The organism is Bacillus sp. YBsi01 (assembly GCF_038406745.1).
Taxonomy (GTDB): domain Bacteria; phylum Bacillota; class Bacilli; order Bacillales; family Bacillaceae; genus Bacillus; species Bacillus siamensis.
Window position 1 is genome coordinate 283122 of record NZ_CP151679.1, and the last position, 14164, is coordinate 297285.

23 protein-coding genes, 1 tRNA gene and 1 riboswitch are annotated in these 14164 nt (G+C 44.5%); of the genes, 18 read left to right on the forward strand and 6 right to left on the reverse strand.

The genetic code is table 11. The features are described from left to right. Positions 1-516: a YjcG family protein gene (locus AADZ70_RS01575; protein WP_045925353.1), complete on the reverse strand. Its 516-nt coding sequence runs from the start codon at positions 514-516 to the stop codon at positions 1-3. A 24-nt stretch (positions 517-540) separates the two neighbouring features. Then, a complete protein-coding gene (locus tag AADZ70_RS01580; protein ID WP_064777850.1) occupies positions 541-1263 on the reverse strand; it encodes an esterase family protein in 723 nt (240 codons plus the stop codon). A 174-nt stretch (positions 1264-1437) separates the two neighbouring features. Further along, a riboswitch (SAM riboswitch) is annotated at positions 1438-1563 on the forward strand. 68 nt (positions 1564-1631) lie between these two features. Here AADZ70_RS01580 and AADZ70_RS01585 point away from each other — a divergent pair. From AADZ70_RS01585 to AADZ70_RS01595, 3 genes are all read left to right on the forward strand, one after another. Then, the gene (locus AADZ70_RS01585) at positions 1632-2753 is read left to right on the forward strand and encodes a methionine biosynthesis PLP-dependent protein (RefSeq protein ID WP_095240929.1); all 1122 of its coding nucleotides are present in this window, start codon (positions 1632-1634) and stop codon (positions 2751-2753) included. After that, positions 2746-3921 (forward strand): cystathionine beta-lyase, encoded by a 1176-nt coding sequence (gene metC, locus AADZ70_RS01590; RefSeq protein WP_095240928.1) that lies wholly within the window; start codon positions 2746-2748, stop codon positions 3919-3921. The genes AADZ70_RS01585 and metC overlap by 8 nt, the downstream gene beginning before the upstream one ends. Positions 3922-4058: 137 nt before the next feature. Further along, positions 4059-4131, forward strand: a tRNA-Val gene (locus AADZ70_RS01595). 113 nt (positions 4132-4244) lie between these two features. Here AADZ70_RS01595 and AADZ70_RS01600 read toward each other — a convergent pair. From AADZ70_RS01600 to AADZ70_RS01615, 4 genes are all read right to left on the reverse strand, one after another. Continuing rightward, the gene (locus tag AADZ70_RS01600; RefSeq protein WP_342007596.1) at positions 4245-5456 is read right to left on the reverse strand and encodes a site-specific integrase; all 1212 of its coding nucleotides are present in this window, start codon (positions 5454-5456) and stop codon (positions 4245-4247) included. Then, positions 5414-5953, reverse strand: coding sequence for an ImmA/IrrE family metallo-endopeptidase (locus tag AADZ70_RS01605; protein WP_134986443.1), 540 nt, complete (start codon positions 5951-5953; stop codon positions 5414-5416). The genes AADZ70_RS01600 and AADZ70_RS01605 overlap by 43 nt, the downstream gene beginning before the upstream one ends. Before the next feature lie 66 nt (positions 5954-6019). After that, positions 6020-6592, reverse strand: coding sequence for an SHOCT domain-containing protein (locus AADZ70_RS01610; protein ID WP_061046889.1), 573 nt, complete (start codon positions 6590-6592; stop codon positions 6020-6022). 245 nt (positions 6593-6837) lie between these two features. Then, a complete protein-coding gene (locus AADZ70_RS01615) occupies positions 6838-7203 on the reverse strand; it encodes a helix-turn-helix transcriptional regulator (protein WP_061046888.1) in 366 nt (121 codons plus the stop codon). 164 nt (positions 7204-7367) lie between these two features. Between AADZ70_RS01615 and AADZ70_RS01620 the strand changes: the two genes are divergently transcribed. The 15 genes from AADZ70_RS01620 (at position 7368) to AADZ70_RS01690 (ending at position 14151) form a co-directional block, all read left to right on the forward strand. Then, positions 7368-7595 carry a helix-turn-helix transcriptional regulator gene (locus AADZ70_RS01620; protein WP_179960591.1) on the forward strand — a complete coding sequence of 76 codons (228 nt, stop codon included), beginning with the start codon at positions 7368-7370 and terminating at the stop codon, positions 7593-7595. Between the two features lie 10 nt (positions 7596-7605). Beyond that, positions 7606-7797 (forward strand): helix-turn-helix domain-containing protein, encoded by a 192-nt coding sequence (locus AADZ70_RS01625; RefSeq protein ID WP_342007597.1) that lies wholly within the window; start codon positions 7606-7608, stop codon positions 7795-7797. A 150-nt stretch (positions 7798-7947) separates the two neighbouring features. After that, positions 7948-8520, forward strand: coding sequence for a helix-turn-helix transcriptional regulator (locus tag AADZ70_RS01630; protein ID WP_015388430.1), 573 nt, complete (start codon positions 7948-7950; stop codon positions 8518-8520). Beyond that, entirely contained in the window at positions 8517-8774 is a 258-nt protein-coding gene (locus AADZ70_RS01635) for a YqaH family protein (RefSeq protein WP_015388429.1), read from the forward strand. The genes AADZ70_RS01630 and AADZ70_RS01635 overlap by 4 nt, the downstream gene beginning before the upstream one ends. Then, on the forward strand, positions 8771-8974 hold the full coding sequence (locus AADZ70_RS01640; protein ID WP_031378519.1) for a hypothetical protein: 204 nt from the start codon (positions 8771-8773) through the stop codon (positions 8972-8974). Before AADZ70_RS01635 ends, AADZ70_RS01640 begins: the two co-directional genes overlap by 4 nt. A gap of 102 nt (positions 8975-9076) precedes the next feature. Continuing rightward, positions 9077-9265 (forward strand): hypothetical protein, encoded by a 189-nt coding sequence (locus AADZ70_RS01645; RefSeq protein ID WP_007408617.1) that lies wholly within the window; start codon positions 9077-9079, stop codon positions 9263-9265. Continuing rightward, a complete protein-coding gene (locus AADZ70_RS01650; RefSeq protein WP_342007598.1) occupies positions 9262-10179 on the forward strand; it encodes a hypothetical protein in 918 nt (305 codons plus the stop codon). The genes AADZ70_RS01645 and AADZ70_RS01650 overlap by 4 nt, the downstream gene beginning before the upstream one ends. Beyond that, positions 10139-10936, forward strand: a complete 798-nt coding sequence (locus AADZ70_RS01655; protein WP_342007599.1) for a PD-(D/E)XK nuclease-like domain-containing protein — start codon at positions 10139-10141, stop codon at positions 10934-10936. The genes AADZ70_RS01650 and AADZ70_RS01655 overlap by 41 nt, the downstream gene beginning before the upstream one ends. Beyond that, positions 10936-11124, forward strand: coding sequence for a hypothetical protein (locus AADZ70_RS01660; protein ID WP_017417481.1), 189 nt, complete (start codon positions 10936-10938; stop codon positions 11122-11124). The genes AADZ70_RS01655 and AADZ70_RS01660 overlap by 1 nt, the downstream gene beginning before the upstream one ends. Positions 11125-11133: 9 nt before the next feature. After that, entirely contained in the window at positions 11134-11835 is a 702-nt protein-coding gene (locus AADZ70_RS01665) for a DnaD domain protein (protein WP_342007600.1), read from the forward strand. Further along, positions 11720-12667: an ATP-binding protein gene (locus AADZ70_RS01670; RefSeq protein ID WP_342007601.1), complete on the forward strand. Its 948-nt coding sequence runs from the start codon at positions 11720-11722 to the stop codon at positions 12665-12667. Before AADZ70_RS01665 ends, AADZ70_RS01670 begins: the two co-directional genes overlap by 116 nt. Next, positions 12664-12807 (forward strand): hypothetical protein, encoded by a 144-nt coding sequence (locus AADZ70_RS01675; protein WP_342007602.1) that lies wholly within the window; start codon positions 12664-12666, stop codon positions 12805-12807. The genes AADZ70_RS01670 and AADZ70_RS01675 overlap by 4 nt, the downstream gene beginning before the upstream one ends. A 144-nt stretch (positions 12808-12951) precedes the next feature. Further along, positions 12952-13434 (forward strand): YopX family protein, encoded by a 483-nt coding sequence (locus tag AADZ70_RS01680; protein WP_342007603.1) that lies wholly within the window; start codon positions 12952-12954, stop codon positions 13432-13434. Next, on the forward strand, positions 13421-13879 hold the full coding sequence (locus AADZ70_RS01685; protein WP_342007604.1) for a DUF1064 domain-containing protein: 459 nt from the start codon (positions 13421-13423) through the stop codon (positions 13877-13879). The genes AADZ70_RS01680 and AADZ70_RS01685 overlap by 14 nt, the downstream gene beginning before the upstream one ends. 119 nt (positions 13880-13998) lie before the next feature. Next, on the forward strand, positions 13999-14151 hold the full coding sequence (locus AADZ70_RS01690) for a hypothetical protein (RefSeq protein ID WP_014470584.1): 153 nt from the start codon (positions 13999-14001) through the stop codon (positions 14149-14151). Positions 14152-14164 lie beyond the last annotated feature (13 nt).

Consider the following 14164-nt stretch of genomic DNA (forward strand, 5'->3'; position numbering starts at 1 on the left):
TTATTCTCCTCCGCCTAATAAAAATGTTTCGTACACAGTCCATGAGCCGTTATCCAGCTGATAGAGCAGGTGAAAACGGTCGATGACTTCTTCGTGGGAAATGTCCTGCATTTTCAGCTGTCCGAGTACGTCGGAATGTTCATCTGACGACAGCTTCTGGCCGACCGTGACATGCGGAACGAAGCTGTATTCCGGCTTACCGGACAATGCTCCTGAGTAGCATTTCTCACTCAGAGATTTTAATTCCTCCGTCGGCTCCGCTTTCATATATATCACATTATTCACAGGAGAAAACGAGCTGTATTTTGTGATCTTCAGAACGAGCGGGTGCGACTCTTTCGCTGTCTGTCTCAGCTGTGATACGATCTGCTCGATTTCCTGTTCTGTCGCTTCAAACGGATCTCTTACCGTCAGATGCGGCGGTATGAGCGCGTAGCTCGGGTCGTAGCGTTTCCGGTACGAATTTGCGAGATCCTGTAATTTTTTTGATGGAAATAAAACAATACCGTATTTCATGAAAGTTCCCTCCTTAATGAATGGTTACAGCATTTTTTTCAGCGCCGGCGTGATGAGCGGCTGCCAGTATGTCCATTTATGATCCCCGTCAAAGGTTTCATACGTGTATTCAGACTGTTTGCTTTCCAGCAGCTGTTTGAGCTCTTCGTTCGGCGCGGTGAAATCAAGCACCTGGCCGTCCGTCGTGTGGACAGCGGTTTCTTTTTCTCCGATTTGATGATAAACGGATATCTGTTTGAGATCCTCCGACTGCCGGACGGCATCCAGCACGTGCCCGTCAACATACGGAGACTGCATGATGACGTTTCCAAACATGTTCGGATAGTCAATCGCCGTCATGAGCGAGACGGTTCCGCCGAGGGAATCCCCGATCATGGTGCGGCCGTATCCGACTTGATAAGTCGGGTATTCTTTGTCGATAAAAGGAACGAGCTCATTTGCGATAAACCGTTTATATGAGGCGAACTTAGAGCCTTCGGGATGGTATGTGTTTCTTCGCTCCCGCACATTTTTATATGGGACGCCGATAATGATGCAGCGGTCAATTTCCCCTTTTGACATGAGCTCTTCCGCCTGCCGCCCGATCCTCCCTAATCTGAAATAATCATGGCCGTCCTGGGCGATGACCGTATGATATTTATACAGGGGAGAGTAAGTGTTGGGCAGGTAGACCAAAACGGTCATTTCTTCTTCAAGCTCATGAGAGAAAAGGTTTTTCTCATGAATGATTCCGGTTTTCGGTGCCACTTCGCATTCCTCCAGGCCGCTTCTTGTCTTGATGGTTTTTCCCTATTGTACCATGAATTATTAGAAATTTCTTTCTTCAGATGCACTTCTTGCGAGAGTTCAGAAAATTAAAAAGTTGTTGAAATCCATTTTATAGTGCGTTAATATAGAACAATCAGAAAATACAAAACAATATTCTTATCACGAGAGGTGGAGGGACTGGCCCTTTGAAACCTCAGCAACCGGTTTGCTTTGCCGCGGGAAGGCAAAGTGCCAAGGTGCTAAATCCAGCAAGCGATTCACATGCTTGGAAGATAAGAGGAAGAGAAAAGCTCCTTCTTCTTATGAAGAGGGAGCTTTTTTATTTTTGAAAAGGATGGTGCTTACTGATGACGCAGCATGTTGAAACAAAATTAGCCCAAATTGGAAATAGAAGCGAAGAAGCAACAGGAACGGTCAGTCCGCCGATTTATCTGTCCACCGCTTACCGGCATAGAGGAATAGGAGAATCTACAGGTTTTGATTACGTGCGCACGAAAAACCCGACACGCCAGCTCGTTGAAGACGCTATCGCCGTGTTGGAAAACGGTGCGAGAGGCTTTGCTTTCAGCTCGGGAATGGCAGCCATTCAAACGATTATGGCTTTATTTAAAAGCGGGGATGAATTGATTGTATCCTCCGATTTATACGGAGGCACATACCGTTTGTTTGAAAATGAATGGAGAAAATACGGCTTAAGCTTTATTTACGATGATTTCAGCGATGAAGACTGTTTACGCTCCAAATTAACGGAAAACACGAAAGCGGTATTTGTTGAAACGCCTACAAACCCGTTAATGCAGGAGGCGGACATTGAAAAAATCGCCCGGATTACGAAAGAAGCCGGCCTGCTCTTGATTGTCGATAATACGTTTTATACCCCGGTCATCCAGCGCCCGCTTGAACTGGGAGCCGATATCGTCATTCACAGTGCCACAAAATATTTAGGCGGGCACAATGATCTCCTTGCCGGTCTTGCTGTCGTAAAGGATGAAGAGCTCGGCGACATCATGTTTAATCACCAAAATGCGATCGGAGCCGTTCTCCCGCCATTTGATTCGTGGCTTTTAATGAGAGGGATGAAAACACTCGGGCTCAGAATGCAGCGTCATGAAGAAAACGCCCGTGAACTTGCAGAATTTTTAGAACAGGAAGAAGAAATCGCCGACGTGTTATATCCCGGAAGAGGCGGAATGCTTTCTTTCCGGCTGCAAAAAGAGGAATGGGTCAATCCGTTTTTAAAGGCGCTGAAAACGATCTGTTTCGCAGAAAGTCTCGGCGGGGTGGAAAGCTTTATTACATACCCCGCGACACAGACGCACATGGACATTCCGGAAGATATCCGTATCGCAAACGGCGTCTGCAACCGCCTGCTGAGATTTTCAGTGGGAATTGAACATGCAGAAGATTTGAAGCGGGATGTAAAGCAGGCGTTACAGCAAGTAAAAGAGGGGGCCGTGTCATATGAGTAATCAAAATTGGACGCTGGAAACCCAGCTCGTGCACAATCCATTTAAAACTGACGGAGCTACAGGAGCCGTCAGCGTGCCGATTCAGCATGCTTCCACATTTCATCAGTCGTCCTTTGAAGAATTCGGGACATATGATTACAGCCGCTCCGGCACACCGACAAGAACAGCGCTTGAAGAAACGATCGCAGGTCTTGAAGGCGGAACGAGAGGTTTTGCTTTCAGCTCCGGAATGGCGGCGATTTCGACGGCGTTTCTGCTCTTATCCCAAGGCGACCATGTTCTCGTCACGGAGGATGTGTACGGCGGAACATTCCGCATGGTGACAGAAGTGCTGTCCCGTTTCGGAATCGAACACACTTTTGTCGATATGACGGACACAGAAGCGGTTGCCCGCGCCATCCGGCCGAATACGAAAGCCATCTATATGGAAACACCGTCAAACCCGACGCTCGGCATCACGGACATTAAAGCCGTCGTCGAGCTGGCAAAAGAACACGGCTGTCTGACATACCTTGACAACACTTTCATGACGCCTGCACTGCAGCGGCCGCTTGATCTCGGCGTAGATATCGTGCTTCACAGCGCGACGAAATTTTTAAGCGGCCACAGCGATGTGCTGTCAGGCCTTGCCGTCGTCAAGGATGAAGAGCTCGGCAATCAGCTGTATAAGCTGCAAAACTCATTTGGAGCGGTGCTCGGCGTTCAGGACTGCTGGCTCGTATTGAGAGGCTTAAAAACATTGCAGGTCAGACTGGAAAAAGCGAGCCGGACGGCTGAACGGCTGGCTGCCTTTTTTGACGGGCACCCCGCCGTCAAAAACGTTTACTATCCCGGCCTTGCCGGACACCCGGGAGCCGATACCCATAAACGGCAAGCAAGCGGAGCGGGCGCCGTCCTGTCCTTTGAACTGGAAAGCAAAGAAGCCGTCAAAAAGCTGGTCGAAAATGTATCTCTTCCGGTATTTGCGGTCAGCCTCGGCGCCGTTGAATCCATTCTCTCATACCCTGCAACTATGTCGCATGCCGCCATGCCGAAAGCGGAGAGGGAAAAACGCGGCATCACAGACGGCCTTCTGCGCCTGAGCGTCGGAGTCGAAAACGCCGAAGATTTAGAACGCGACTTCAAACAGGCATTGAAAAAAATAACTCCCGCCAAAGTCAGATCATAAACGAAAAGGGCGCCGCCAATTTTGCGACGCGCCCTTTTTTATTTTAGATAAAAAAAGTGTTGACGAATGAGAAATCAGGATATATAATTATAAATGTCAGAGAGACAACAACATACCCAGCAACACATACATATCATGATTCCGTAGCTCAGCTGGGAGAGCGCTACCTTGACAGGGTAGAGGTCGCTGGTTCGAGCCCAGTCGGAATCATAGCCGAAACCCTTGCGTAGCAAGGGTTTTTTACTTTCTCTTAATAAAGCCGGTTTATCAAATTCGCAAGTTGTTGGCAAACTGTTGGCGAACTTGATTTTTTGGCTCGAAATTTATTGTCCGTATCTCTTTTTAGGATCAAAATTGTTGAAAAGTTCAGCTGTCTCATCAGTTAATTTTTTTGTTACATGGCCGTATCTATCGAATGTAGTTCGATAACTGGCGTGACCGACTCGTTCTTGAATCGCTCTATAATTTGCGCCAGCTTCAATTAATAAAGTAACCATTGTGTGACGCAACTCATGTAATCGTATTTTTTTCAGTCCATACTTTTTGGTGAACTTGGACCATTTTGCGGTGGGGGTTGTGTAATAATAGGGCTTTCCTTTCCCACTATGGAAAACGTATTGATGTTCTCCGCCTTCCCAAGCATCACCTAATCTCAGTTTCTCTTTTTTCCACATTCTATAATACTTTTCAAGCTCATCCATATACCAATCAGGCATCTTTACAAAGCGCTTAGATTTTTTTGATTTAGGATCTTTGATAAGCGGTTTTCCGTCAATTGTTTTTGGAATTGAACGATTTACATAAAAACCTCCTGCATCCCAATCTACATCTAAGTGCCATTCAAAGGCTAATCCTTCTGCTCTTCTAAGACCGCCAATCATTGCGCCTAAAAAATACAACCTCCACATTATATCAATCTGATACAGAGCCTCAATACACTCCTTAGCTGCTTCTGAATCATAAAATTGCATTTCTTTGGTTTCAACAGTAGGAGGATCTAAATCTTCTGTTGGATCTGATTTAATGAGTTTCCATTGTTTTGCAGCAACTTTAAACATCGCTTTCAAAACTTTGAATATATCGTATCTGGTTGAACTTGATAAACCTCCTGCTTTGCCGTCTTTACGAATTCCGTCTTTTTCTAGGGAATCCATAAAACCAACAATATGCATTGTTTTAATTTGATCCAATCTCCTGTGGCCGATTGAGGGTACAATATAGTTTTTTATATGGCTTTCATGCATTTCAGATGTTCGGTGAGCGAATTTTTTATACAAGATCCGGTCTTTATATTCATTTGCAAAGGATTCAAACGTTGATTTTTCAGGTGATATGTATTCCCCTGAAGTGACTTCCATTTCAAACATAAGAAGCTGCTGATTTAAATATTTTTCTCTTTTCCTTGTGCTGTTAAGAATCTTTGGGTCTTCGATCTTTATAGTCTTAGTTTTTCTGTCGCGTTTCCCTTTGGTATTGTATCCATTCTCAACTACTAATAAGAAAGACTTTTTACCTCTTGGCATCCAATGGCCCATGTTTTACACCTCATTGAATAGATTTTATCTGAAAATTTTTTTCTCTCATACATTTCTAACCGTTTAGCCGCGAAGGAATATGTCACATTAAATGTATCTCCTAATAATTTAATGACTTCTGATTTAAGACGGGGCAGTTTCAATTTTATGAGCATGAATGTTGGTACACAGAAGTGATACATGAAACTGTTCGCCTGGTATTCCTGAAGCTGCCTGAACATTCTATTCATGTGAAATTGGTTTCCAGTATGTTTTAAGACATGGCATAGCTCATGAACAAAGTCTTGCCACTGTTCTTGTGGAGAGGCACGAGCATCAAGGACGACGCTATACTCACCGTTGATTTGAAACATGCAGCTTTCTCTTTGCTCATAATGCAACCAGATACGAAATGCCGCGGCAATCCTTTCTAAATCAATGTCTTCAGGAGTTTCAATATTTAATCTGTGGTAGATTTTTTTGACTTCTTCTTCGAGGTACGATAGTTGGATTGACATTAAAAACACCACCATAAAGGGAATATATGTTCTGTTTTTGGTGTGAAAGAAAAGCCCATAGGGCCACTATAATTTTAAAAGCTGCTTTTTTTTCGCTGTAAACTCTTCTTCTGTCAAAAGACCTTCTTCTTTTAACTCAGCATATTTTCTAATTTCTGAAGCTATCATGTCAAAATCAGATAAATGCTGGTGAGTAGACTGGGCAGGGGATGGATCATTATTTTTTTGAGCAGTTTGTATTTCTTTTCTCACGTAGTTGACAAACTTATCATGATCCCCTTCTTGAATTCCCTTAATCAAGAATTCCTCTTTATGGGTTTTGAGATCTATCTGAAACCCTGTAAATGTTTCCTTTAAGATGGTGATGCTCGTAATTTCGTTATATGACCAGCTGATTATTCTATGGGCACCAGCTTTATCTGCAATATGATATAAGTTTTCTTTGGTAGCAATAAGTAAACCTTGAGTGCCGAATTTTTTGTCATTTAACACACCGAATATAGCTTCCATTATTACTTGGTTTTTCTTCCCCAATAATGGCTGGGCTGCATAATAAGTTTTCCTGAAAGCCCCTGAAGCTCTGCGTTTTTTTCCAAAGGCACTGTTATATACTTCCTCATTAGTGAACAAAAACGCCAAATTAATTTCCCCTTTATATGTAGTCACGGCTGAGTTTGTCTTTCTTTTTTTCTGATCCATTCCAGTTTGAATACTGAAGCAATCCAGAAGAAGACGATTGCTGAATCCCTTGATATAACTGGATTCAACCTACTAATGAAAAATGCTTTCCCGTTCCAGTTCGGTTCTAATCCCGATCCAATCCCGATCTTATTAGTAAACAGAAATAACATAATAAATAATATAAATAAAGGTTTCGGCAGTTGTTACTTTTTAGGCTTGCGGCCTTCGCGTTCTTCTTTCTCTTTAAGGTACTTAATAAAATCAATTGCTTGTTTTTGACTTTCTTCTGAGAAATCACGAGCTTGTCTAAAGGCGAGTTGTAAATCAGGATCATCAAAAAGGTCAGTATTAAAAGCATTAGGTTCTTTGCCGGTTAGGAGATAGTCAGTAGTTACACCATACAGCTTTGCAATTCTCACAAGCATCTCGCCATCCGGTTTCCTTAAGCCGTACTCCCAATTCGCATATGTAGACATTGTTTTAATGCCCAATTTTTTTGCGACAAAAGATTTGCTCCAACCTTTTTTTTCTCTTAATTCAGTTAGAATTTTCCCTGTTATATTATCCATTATTATACACCTTTTTTCATTTGGTGTGTAAATTTTAACACGGTTTACACACAACAGATAATAACTTACACAAAAAGAATAAAAATATATTGACTTACCCTTATTGTGTATATTATTATGAGTTTAACGAGTTACACAAAAAGAGTAAGGTGGTGAGTTAAATAATGTTAGAAAATTTACGGGCGACTAGAATTTCTCAAGGAAAGACCCAAACCTTTATGGCTAAAAAACTCGGATACAGATCTGTAAGTGGGTATGCGAATATAGAAATGGGTCGTACAAAACCAAGTCTTGAAAAAGCACATCAAATATCCAAGTTGTTGAATAAAGATGTAGATGAACTTTTTTTTGATCAAAAGTTACACGTAACGAGTAAAGAACACACTGCTTAGGAGGCCGAGTATGACACGCAATACATTAAATGTGCAGGAAACAGCTGATTACCTGGGTGTTCACCATGACACAATTTACACAATGGTTCGAGAAAAACAAATTCCTCACTTTCGTGTGCGAAATCGGATTTTCTTTACCAAACACAATATTGATGCATGGATCGAAGCACAAGAACAAGCAATCATGAAAGAGGCTCTATAGAGTAAATATTTGTTTTTATTGTGGCCACAAAGCGAAATTTAGAGCCATGAGGCCGGATATTCGAAAAATCATAAGCCAATACAATAAAACATCTTTTGACCCTAATTAAATTTTAACAGCAAACAGCTGAATATATCAGGAGGCAAACATATGGAGAACAATCCGTACAACTTGCGGAATTTACCGAAGATCATGCGCTGTGTTCGTAAAGCGGCCGGGTTTACACAATATCAGATCGGCAGTTTGATAGGCGGGAAGGATCAACGTTACGTTTCCGATGTTGAAAATGGTTTTAGTAAGCTGACCCCTGAATTATGCATCAGGTGGTTTGAGGCGTGCGAGGCATACGAACATATTGATCTGGTACATTACCTTTTCAAACTGCACCCGACAACGGCAGCTCCAATAGACCCAGCTCTTAATGAGAGCGCAAGCACAGCGGTAATCAACATGATTCACCAGCTTGAAGAAGCATTGCAGGCAACAAAGCATTTAGCGCGCTGGCTGGCAAATGACAGGCCAGGCCGACAGGCGGAAGAACTGCCCATGGCCGATATTAAACAGATTTTTGATCTGATCCCAGCAAACAAAACGCTGATATATTCGCTGGCCCGCAGTCATGGCCTGAACATGAAGGAACTGGCTGAAAGATGGACGCGGAAAGCGCTAATGAGTCAAGTTGCAATGGCAAAAACAGAGGAAAGGCAGGCGGTGCTGGTATGAAAATCAATCAGTTTCTTAAAGCAGATGCAGATTCAGCAAAAAGGAAAATCGAGTCGGCGGAAAGGCTCTCTATCATGCTTTCGGAGGCGTTACGGGATGGCGATTATGAAGAAGCTATCAGTCTTGCAGGGAGCATCAAGGTTCTTACAGAGGATATTAACCGGCTGGCGAATAAAGGACGCTTACATCAAACCGTTTTAAATATGGCAGCCCGCGGGATTCAACTGAGTGTTGCGAGTAGGTGTTCACAATGAATATTGAAAATCCAATGGTTCTGAACAACTGGCATGACAAGCTGACTGAGCCGGAAACGCAAAAGGATTTCTTTGGGGATGAAGTAACGGCTTTCGATGATTTCGTGATAGATAGTGCTGAAGGTGAAGTCATATTGAGGGAAAACCTTGAGCGGTATCTGAAGGAGCATCTTGGTTTTGAATTTAAAAATGAGCAATAAAAAAAGCCCACTTGGCAGAGTGGACTTCAAAAGATCTTTTGGTAAAGATTAGTTCCTTTATTATACCAAATTACCTCATAAAAGACAATGGAGGTTTTACACATGGCAAAACGAATAACAGCATCTTTCAGTGACCGGGCGGACGATCAGAAGCGCCTGAGAGAAGTCGGCGGCTCAATCATGTTCAGTAAAGGCAAACCCGTATTTTCCTTTCCGTCAATGGATGCATACCGAGAATGGCAGCGGCTCGGCACAGAAGCTTATTTGAGAAAGGTGGCAGAAGCACAATGAACGGATTATCTCAGGTAGATTACTCAGATTACATGCCGGCGCCCCAGCAGGATACTAGCGTGACTACGGAAGCAATGGTAAGCCGACAGGCTCAAGAAGTACAGGCGGCGATGGTCATCGCAAAGAAATTCCCACGGGACGTATTCGCGGCGTTTGACCGGATTAAAAAAGCATGCGAACGGAGGCTTTTAGCCGAGAATGCGGTGTATGAATATCCGCGCGGCGGCACAAAGGTTTCCGGCCCATCCATCCGGCTGGCGGAGGCCTTGGCACAGAACTGGGGGAACATTGATTACGGAATTATGGAGTTGGAACAAAAAGCTGGTGAATCATCTGTCATGGCTTACGCTTGGGATCTTGAAACGAATACCCGGCAAACCAAAATTTTCACTGTGAAGCATGAACGGAAGGCACGGGGCGCCATTACAAAACTGGATGATCCGAGGGATATTTACGAAACGGTTGCCAATCAAGGAGCCCGCCGGGTTCGCGCCTGCATACTTGGGGTGATTCCGGGCGACATCGTTGATGCGGCGGTAGATATGTGTCAAAAAACATTGATTAGTGGACATAAGGAACCACTGGAAGACCGGCTCAGAAGCGCCTTCTCCCTATTTAAAAAAGAGTTTGGCATCACTAAGGAAATGATTCAGGAGTACATCGGCAGTAATGTTGATGCCTTCACTGAGCAAGATTTCCTGAAAATTGGTCGTATTTACACGTCCCTGCGTGATGGGATGGCGAAGAAAGAGGATTACTTCAATGTGAAGGCCACTGGCGCGACTAAATCAAAGGCCGAGGAAGAATTCAAAAAGCAGAAAGAGCAAGCTGACAAGCCTGCTGATAGTAAAGAAAAGGCGGGTGATCCTGCTAATGCGGATACCGGCGCTGAACAAGAAGAATTATTACTCTAACGAGATTGATAGACACTACATGTCAAATTCTCAATATAAAAGCTTTTTGCAATGCGAGGCTGCCACGATGGCAAAGTTGAACGGAGAATGGACGCCGCCCACATCGGAGGCGCTCCTCTTCGGCCAATACGTTCATGCCTGGCTTGAGGGTGAACAGGCTTTTGATGAATTTAAAAAGAACACCCCATCACTTTTTACACAAAAGGGCCAGCTGTACAAGCAGTATCAGTTAGCTGATCTGATGATTGAGGCGATTCAAAATGATGATCTCTGTATGTTTGTTCTTCAAGGAGAAAAGGAAGTCATCGTAACTGCTGAATTGTTCGGTGTTCCGTGGAAAGGAAAGCTGGACGTATACAACCCAGCAGGTGGCCGTTTCTCCGATCTGAAAACAGCGCGGTCATTGCGGGAGAAAGTTTGGGACCCGGAAATAGGATATTGCTCTTTTGTTGAGGCATACGGATACATCGCTCAGATGGCGCTTTACGCAGAGATTGAAAAACGGATGACTGGACGGAGCGAATGGCTTGAGCCCCTGATCGTAGGGGTTTCAAAAGAAGATCCACCTGATAAAGCTGTCATCAATCTTGATGAGGGCAGGATGGAAATAGAGCTTGAAGAAATTGAGCAGCGGATGGATCGGATTTTGCAAGTGAAACACGGCGGAGAGAAGCCAGAGCGATGCGAAAAATGCAAGTATTGCCGGGCCACTAATCAACTGAACAGTATCATCCATTTTTCGGAGTTGGTGAGCTGATGAAAAGGGAGCTGATCAGGATTCCTATCCCGCACTGTTATCTCTGGCTGGTCAAAACGGTTCAGCGCGACATGAGAAAGGACTTGTATACCCGGTACACGACTGACTACTTAAAGACAAATGAGCCGTCTCTGAGATTAGTAGAAATAGATTTCAAGGCTCTGACAGCACTGTGTGAAAGGAAGTAGGTGAGTGGCATGGATATGCAAGGTTTGGGGTATGTGGTCCTGCCCCGGCTGCCATTTAAAGATTCACGAGACGAGACAATATACGATTATTTATTCAAACGGGCGGAGTACAGGGCAGATCAAGAACTAAAGCTCGGGCAGACAATCATTAAGCTTGTAGATTTAGCCAGGCGCTTCAACTGGTCTTCTGATCAGATCAAATACTCGTTAGATCGGATGGTAAAGCAAGAGTATTTGAAGCTGGATCGGCTGCCGCAAAAACGTGGTTTCATTGTGACGGTGTTGAATTATGCCGAGTACATACAGCTTGGAAATTACAACAAGAAGGTAGACCCGGCTCCAATACCTTTAGGACAGCAGGAGGTTGACGAAAAAATGAAAAACGCATTTGAACTATTCGAAAACAAAACAGCCCGCACCATTGGCACAATGGAGGTTCAGCGGCTCGGGTATATGGTGGATGATTACGGCGAAGAGAAAGTCATGGAGGCAATGAAACAGGCTTTCAGAAGCAAGGGAAACAACGTCAATCTGAATTACATTGAAGCAATCCTCTCAAACCCATTCAGCCAGAGACGAAAGGAGAAACAGCAGTATGGAAGCTCGCAAAACGCAAGATATGGACGCGGCAATGAAGGCAATTCTAACCAAGCTCCGGGATCGGTCAGCAGCATCTTCAACGGGACAGGCCGCCTCAGAAGAAAAGGCTGAATACGAGTGCTCTGACTGCAAGGATAAGGGCATTATTGTTTACCGTATTCACCAAGACACCGAGCGCCAATTGAGAAAAGAGCATAAGACAATGGAAAGCCTGGCCCCTGATCAAATGGTCAGAGAAGAAGATTATCTTGCGGGGAAAGTATGCTTGCCGGATAAGGCCCGAGAATGGAAAACCACATTTTCCAAGCAATGCGGATGTGTAAAACGGAAAAAGATCGCCCGGCTTATGAAGGCCAGCGGCATCACGGAGGAATTCGAAAAGCTCCTTTTTGGAAACTTCATTAAGAACGGGAAGCCGGACATGATCAAGGACGCTTATGAGTGCGCGGTGGAATACTATAAGGATTTTCAGAGCATCAAGGGAAAACGTTCAAACAGCATCGCTTTGCTCGGGCAGCCGGGTAGCGGAAAAACGCACCTGTTAACGGCGATCATGAACAATCTGATCAAGAAAAAATCAATTTACTGCATGTATTTCCCGTACGTTGAGGGAATGGGCGATCTGCGAAATGACTTTGACCAGCTGGAAACAAAGCTCGACGCCATGCGAAAAGCTGAGGTTCTGTTCATTGATGACTTGTTCAAGCCAGTGAAGGGGGAGCCGCGGGCAACGGATTGGCAAGTGGAACAAATTCAATCGGTTGTGAATTATCGGTACTTGAATCATAAGCCTCTGCTAATCTCTTCCGAGCTTGATACGGGCGGAATTTTGGACATCGACGAAGCGCTGGGCTCCCGCATTCATCAAATGTGCAGAGATTACACGGTGATCATTAAGGGCGACCGAATGCAATTAAACCATAGGTTAGGAGATTGGGAATGACGGAAAAAGCGAACTTCACGGCAACCGGCGGCATGTATCTGTTCGGGCCCGCCGAGCAAACGGCCGGCCAGGACCTTACCCCGGCGATCCGGGTGCTTGAGGAAAAAATCAAACAAATGGAGCTGGTGCACAGTGCTTAAAGCGTTTATCCTGCTGCCAGCCATCATCCTCACAGGGCCGTACAAGGAAAAGCAGATTCAGCACTGGGAACAAATTGACGGGAGGTAACGACGGCACGCGGGAACGGGCCGATAAGGAAATAGTCAGAGATATGGAGGCACAGAATGAGAGAAATTAAGTTTCGTGCTTGGAGCAATAAATACCAGCACATGTTCAGAGTGAGCGAAATTGCACAAGACAGAAGCGGCTATACACACGGAATTGTCGACGAAGAGTTTAAAAATGAATTTGAACCGGAATTCGATAGTCCATTTTGTTGGATAGGCCGTGTAGATTTTACAAAATCATCTGATGGACGCGTTGCTTCTTTAGCTCAAAAGTCAAATGATGAACCCTTTTATCTAATGCAATACACCGGATTGAAGGACAAAAGCGAGGCCGGGCAGGAGATTTGGGAGGGAGACATTCGAAAAGACGCTTTGGGGAGAATATTTAAGGTTGTTTACGATAATGATTTGGCTGCATTTTACGGAGAATATACCAACGGGCATTATGAGTCTCTTGGTGATTGCGGGCCGGATTCTGAATTTCTCGGAACAGTCTATCAAAATCCTGAGCTTTTGGAGGCATCACATGTCAGCCAATAAATACGGCGCCAGAAAAACACAGGTAGACGGCATCACGTTCGACAGCCGGGCCGAAGCCAAATACTATGAGCAGCTGAAATGGCTCAAGGTGAGCAAGCAGATCAAAGATTTTAAGCTGCAACCGCGGTTCCTGCTTCAAGAGGCATTCAAAAAGAACGGAAAAACTTTTCGGAAGATTGAATATATTGCAGACTTTGAGATTCATAACTTGGATGGCAGCATTGAGATCATTGACATCAAGGGTGTAGAAACAAAGGAATTTGCCATCAAACGCAAGCTGTATGAGCGGCTTTACGATACGCCACTCAAGGTGCTGGCTCTGGATAAGTCACTCGGCTTCATTGAGCTGGACGAGCTGAAAAAACTCAAAAGAAAGGCGGGGAAGACCACTGCAAAACGTGGTAATCGCAGACGATCAGCCGTTGTGGGTGCAGGAAGAAGATAAGCTCATGGCCTGCATGACGCTCTGTTCCAGTTACAAGCGATGCGCTAGCCGCATATGAGCGGATTGCAAAAAGCTTGGAGGTTCAGAAATTCCCAAAAACAATTCAGGAGGTTATCGCTATGCAAGAAAAAATCGATCCATACAAGCCTGGTCCAGTTAAGGAGTGGAAAATGACGCCGGAGCAGTTGGCGGCATACGTCGAAAAGCATCCGATCATCTACCGCGAGGAATTAAAGCCATCTGCCGGCTTAACGATGCGGCTGCCATCGTAAAACGTAAAAAAGC

Excerpts from the sequence above, each read along its gene's own strand:
- AADZ70_RS01575 (WP_045925353.1), bottom strand. The coding sequence starts at position 516 with ATGAAATACGGTATTGTTTTATTTCCATCAAAAAAATTACAGGATCTC.
- AADZ70_RS01585 (WP_095240929.1), top strand. The coding sequence starts at position 1,632 with ATGACGCAGCATGTTGAAACAAAATTAGCCCAAATTGGAAATAGAAGC.
- metC (WP_095240928.1), top strand. The coding sequence starts at position 2,746 with ATGAGTAATCAAAATTGGACGCTGGAAACCCAGCTCGTGCACAATCCA.
- AADZ70_RS01600 (WP_342007596.1), bottom strand. The coding sequence starts at position 5,456 with ATGGGCCATTGGATGCCAAGAGGTAAAAAGTCTTTCTTATTAGTAGTT.
- AADZ70_RS01605 (WP_134986443.1), bottom strand. The coding sequence starts at position 5,953 with ATGTCAATCCAACTATCGTACCTCGAAGAAGAAGTCAAAAAAATCTAC.
- AADZ70_RS01615 (WP_061046888.1), bottom strand. The coding sequence starts at position 7,203 with ATGGATAATATAACAGGGAAAATTCTAACTGAATTAAGAGAAAAAAAA.
- AADZ70_RS01620 (WP_179960591.1), top strand. The coding sequence starts at position 7,368 with ATGTTAGAAAATTTACGGGCGACTAGAATTTCTCAAGGAAAGACCCAA.
- AADZ70_RS01625 (WP_342007597.1), top strand. The coding sequence starts at position 7,606 with ATGACACGCAATACATTAAATGTGCAGGAAACAGCTGATTACCTGGGT.
- AADZ70_RS01630 (WP_015388430.1), top strand. The coding sequence starts at position 7,948 with ATGGAGAACAATCCGTACAACTTGCGGAATTTACCGAAGATCATGCGC.
- AADZ70_RS01635 (WP_015388429.1), top strand. The coding sequence starts at position 8,517 with ATGAAAATCAATCAGTTTCTTAAAGCAGATGCAGATTCAGCAAAAAGG.
- AADZ70_RS01640 (WP_031378519.1), top strand. The coding sequence starts at position 8,771 with ATGAATATTGAAAATCCAATGGTTCTGAACAACTGGCATGACAAGCTG.
- AADZ70_RS01645 (WP_007408617.1), top strand. The coding sequence starts at position 9,077 with ATGGCAAAACGAATAACAGCATCTTTCAGTGACCGGGCGGACGATCAG.
- AADZ70_RS01650 (WP_342007598.1), top strand. The coding sequence starts at position 9,262 with ATGAACGGATTATCTCAGGTAGATTACTCAGATTACATGCCGGCGCCC.
- AADZ70_RS01655 (WP_342007599.1), top strand. The coding sequence starts at position 10,139 with ATGCGGATACCGGCGCTGAACAAGAAGAATTATTACTCTAACGAGATT.
- AADZ70_RS01660 (WP_017417481.1), top strand. The coding sequence starts at position 10,936 with ATGAAAAGGGAGCTGATCAGGATTCCTATCCCGCACTGTTATCTCTGG.
- AADZ70_RS01665 (WP_342007600.1), top strand. The coding sequence starts at position 11,134 with ATGGATATGCAAGGTTTGGGGTATGTGGTCCTGCCCCGGCTGCCATTT.
- AADZ70_RS01670 (WP_342007601.1), top strand. The coding sequence starts at position 11,720 with ATGGAAGCTCGCAAAACGCAAGATATGGACGCGGCAATGAAGGCAATT.
- AADZ70_RS01675 (WP_342007602.1), top strand. The coding sequence starts at position 12,664 with ATGACGGAAAAAGCGAACTTCACGGCAACCGGCGGCATGTATCTGTTC.
- AADZ70_RS01680 (WP_342007603.1), top strand. The coding sequence starts at position 12,952 with ATGAGAGAAATTAAGTTTCGTGCTTGGAGCAATAAATACCAGCACATG.
- AADZ70_RS01685 (WP_342007604.1), top strand. The coding sequence starts at position 13,421 with ATGTCAGCCAATAAATACGGCGCCAGAAAAACACAGGTAGACGGCATC.
- AADZ70_RS01690 (WP_014470584.1), top strand. The coding sequence starts at position 13,999 with ATGCAAGAAAAAATCGATCCATACAAGCCTGGTCCAGTTAAGGAGTGG.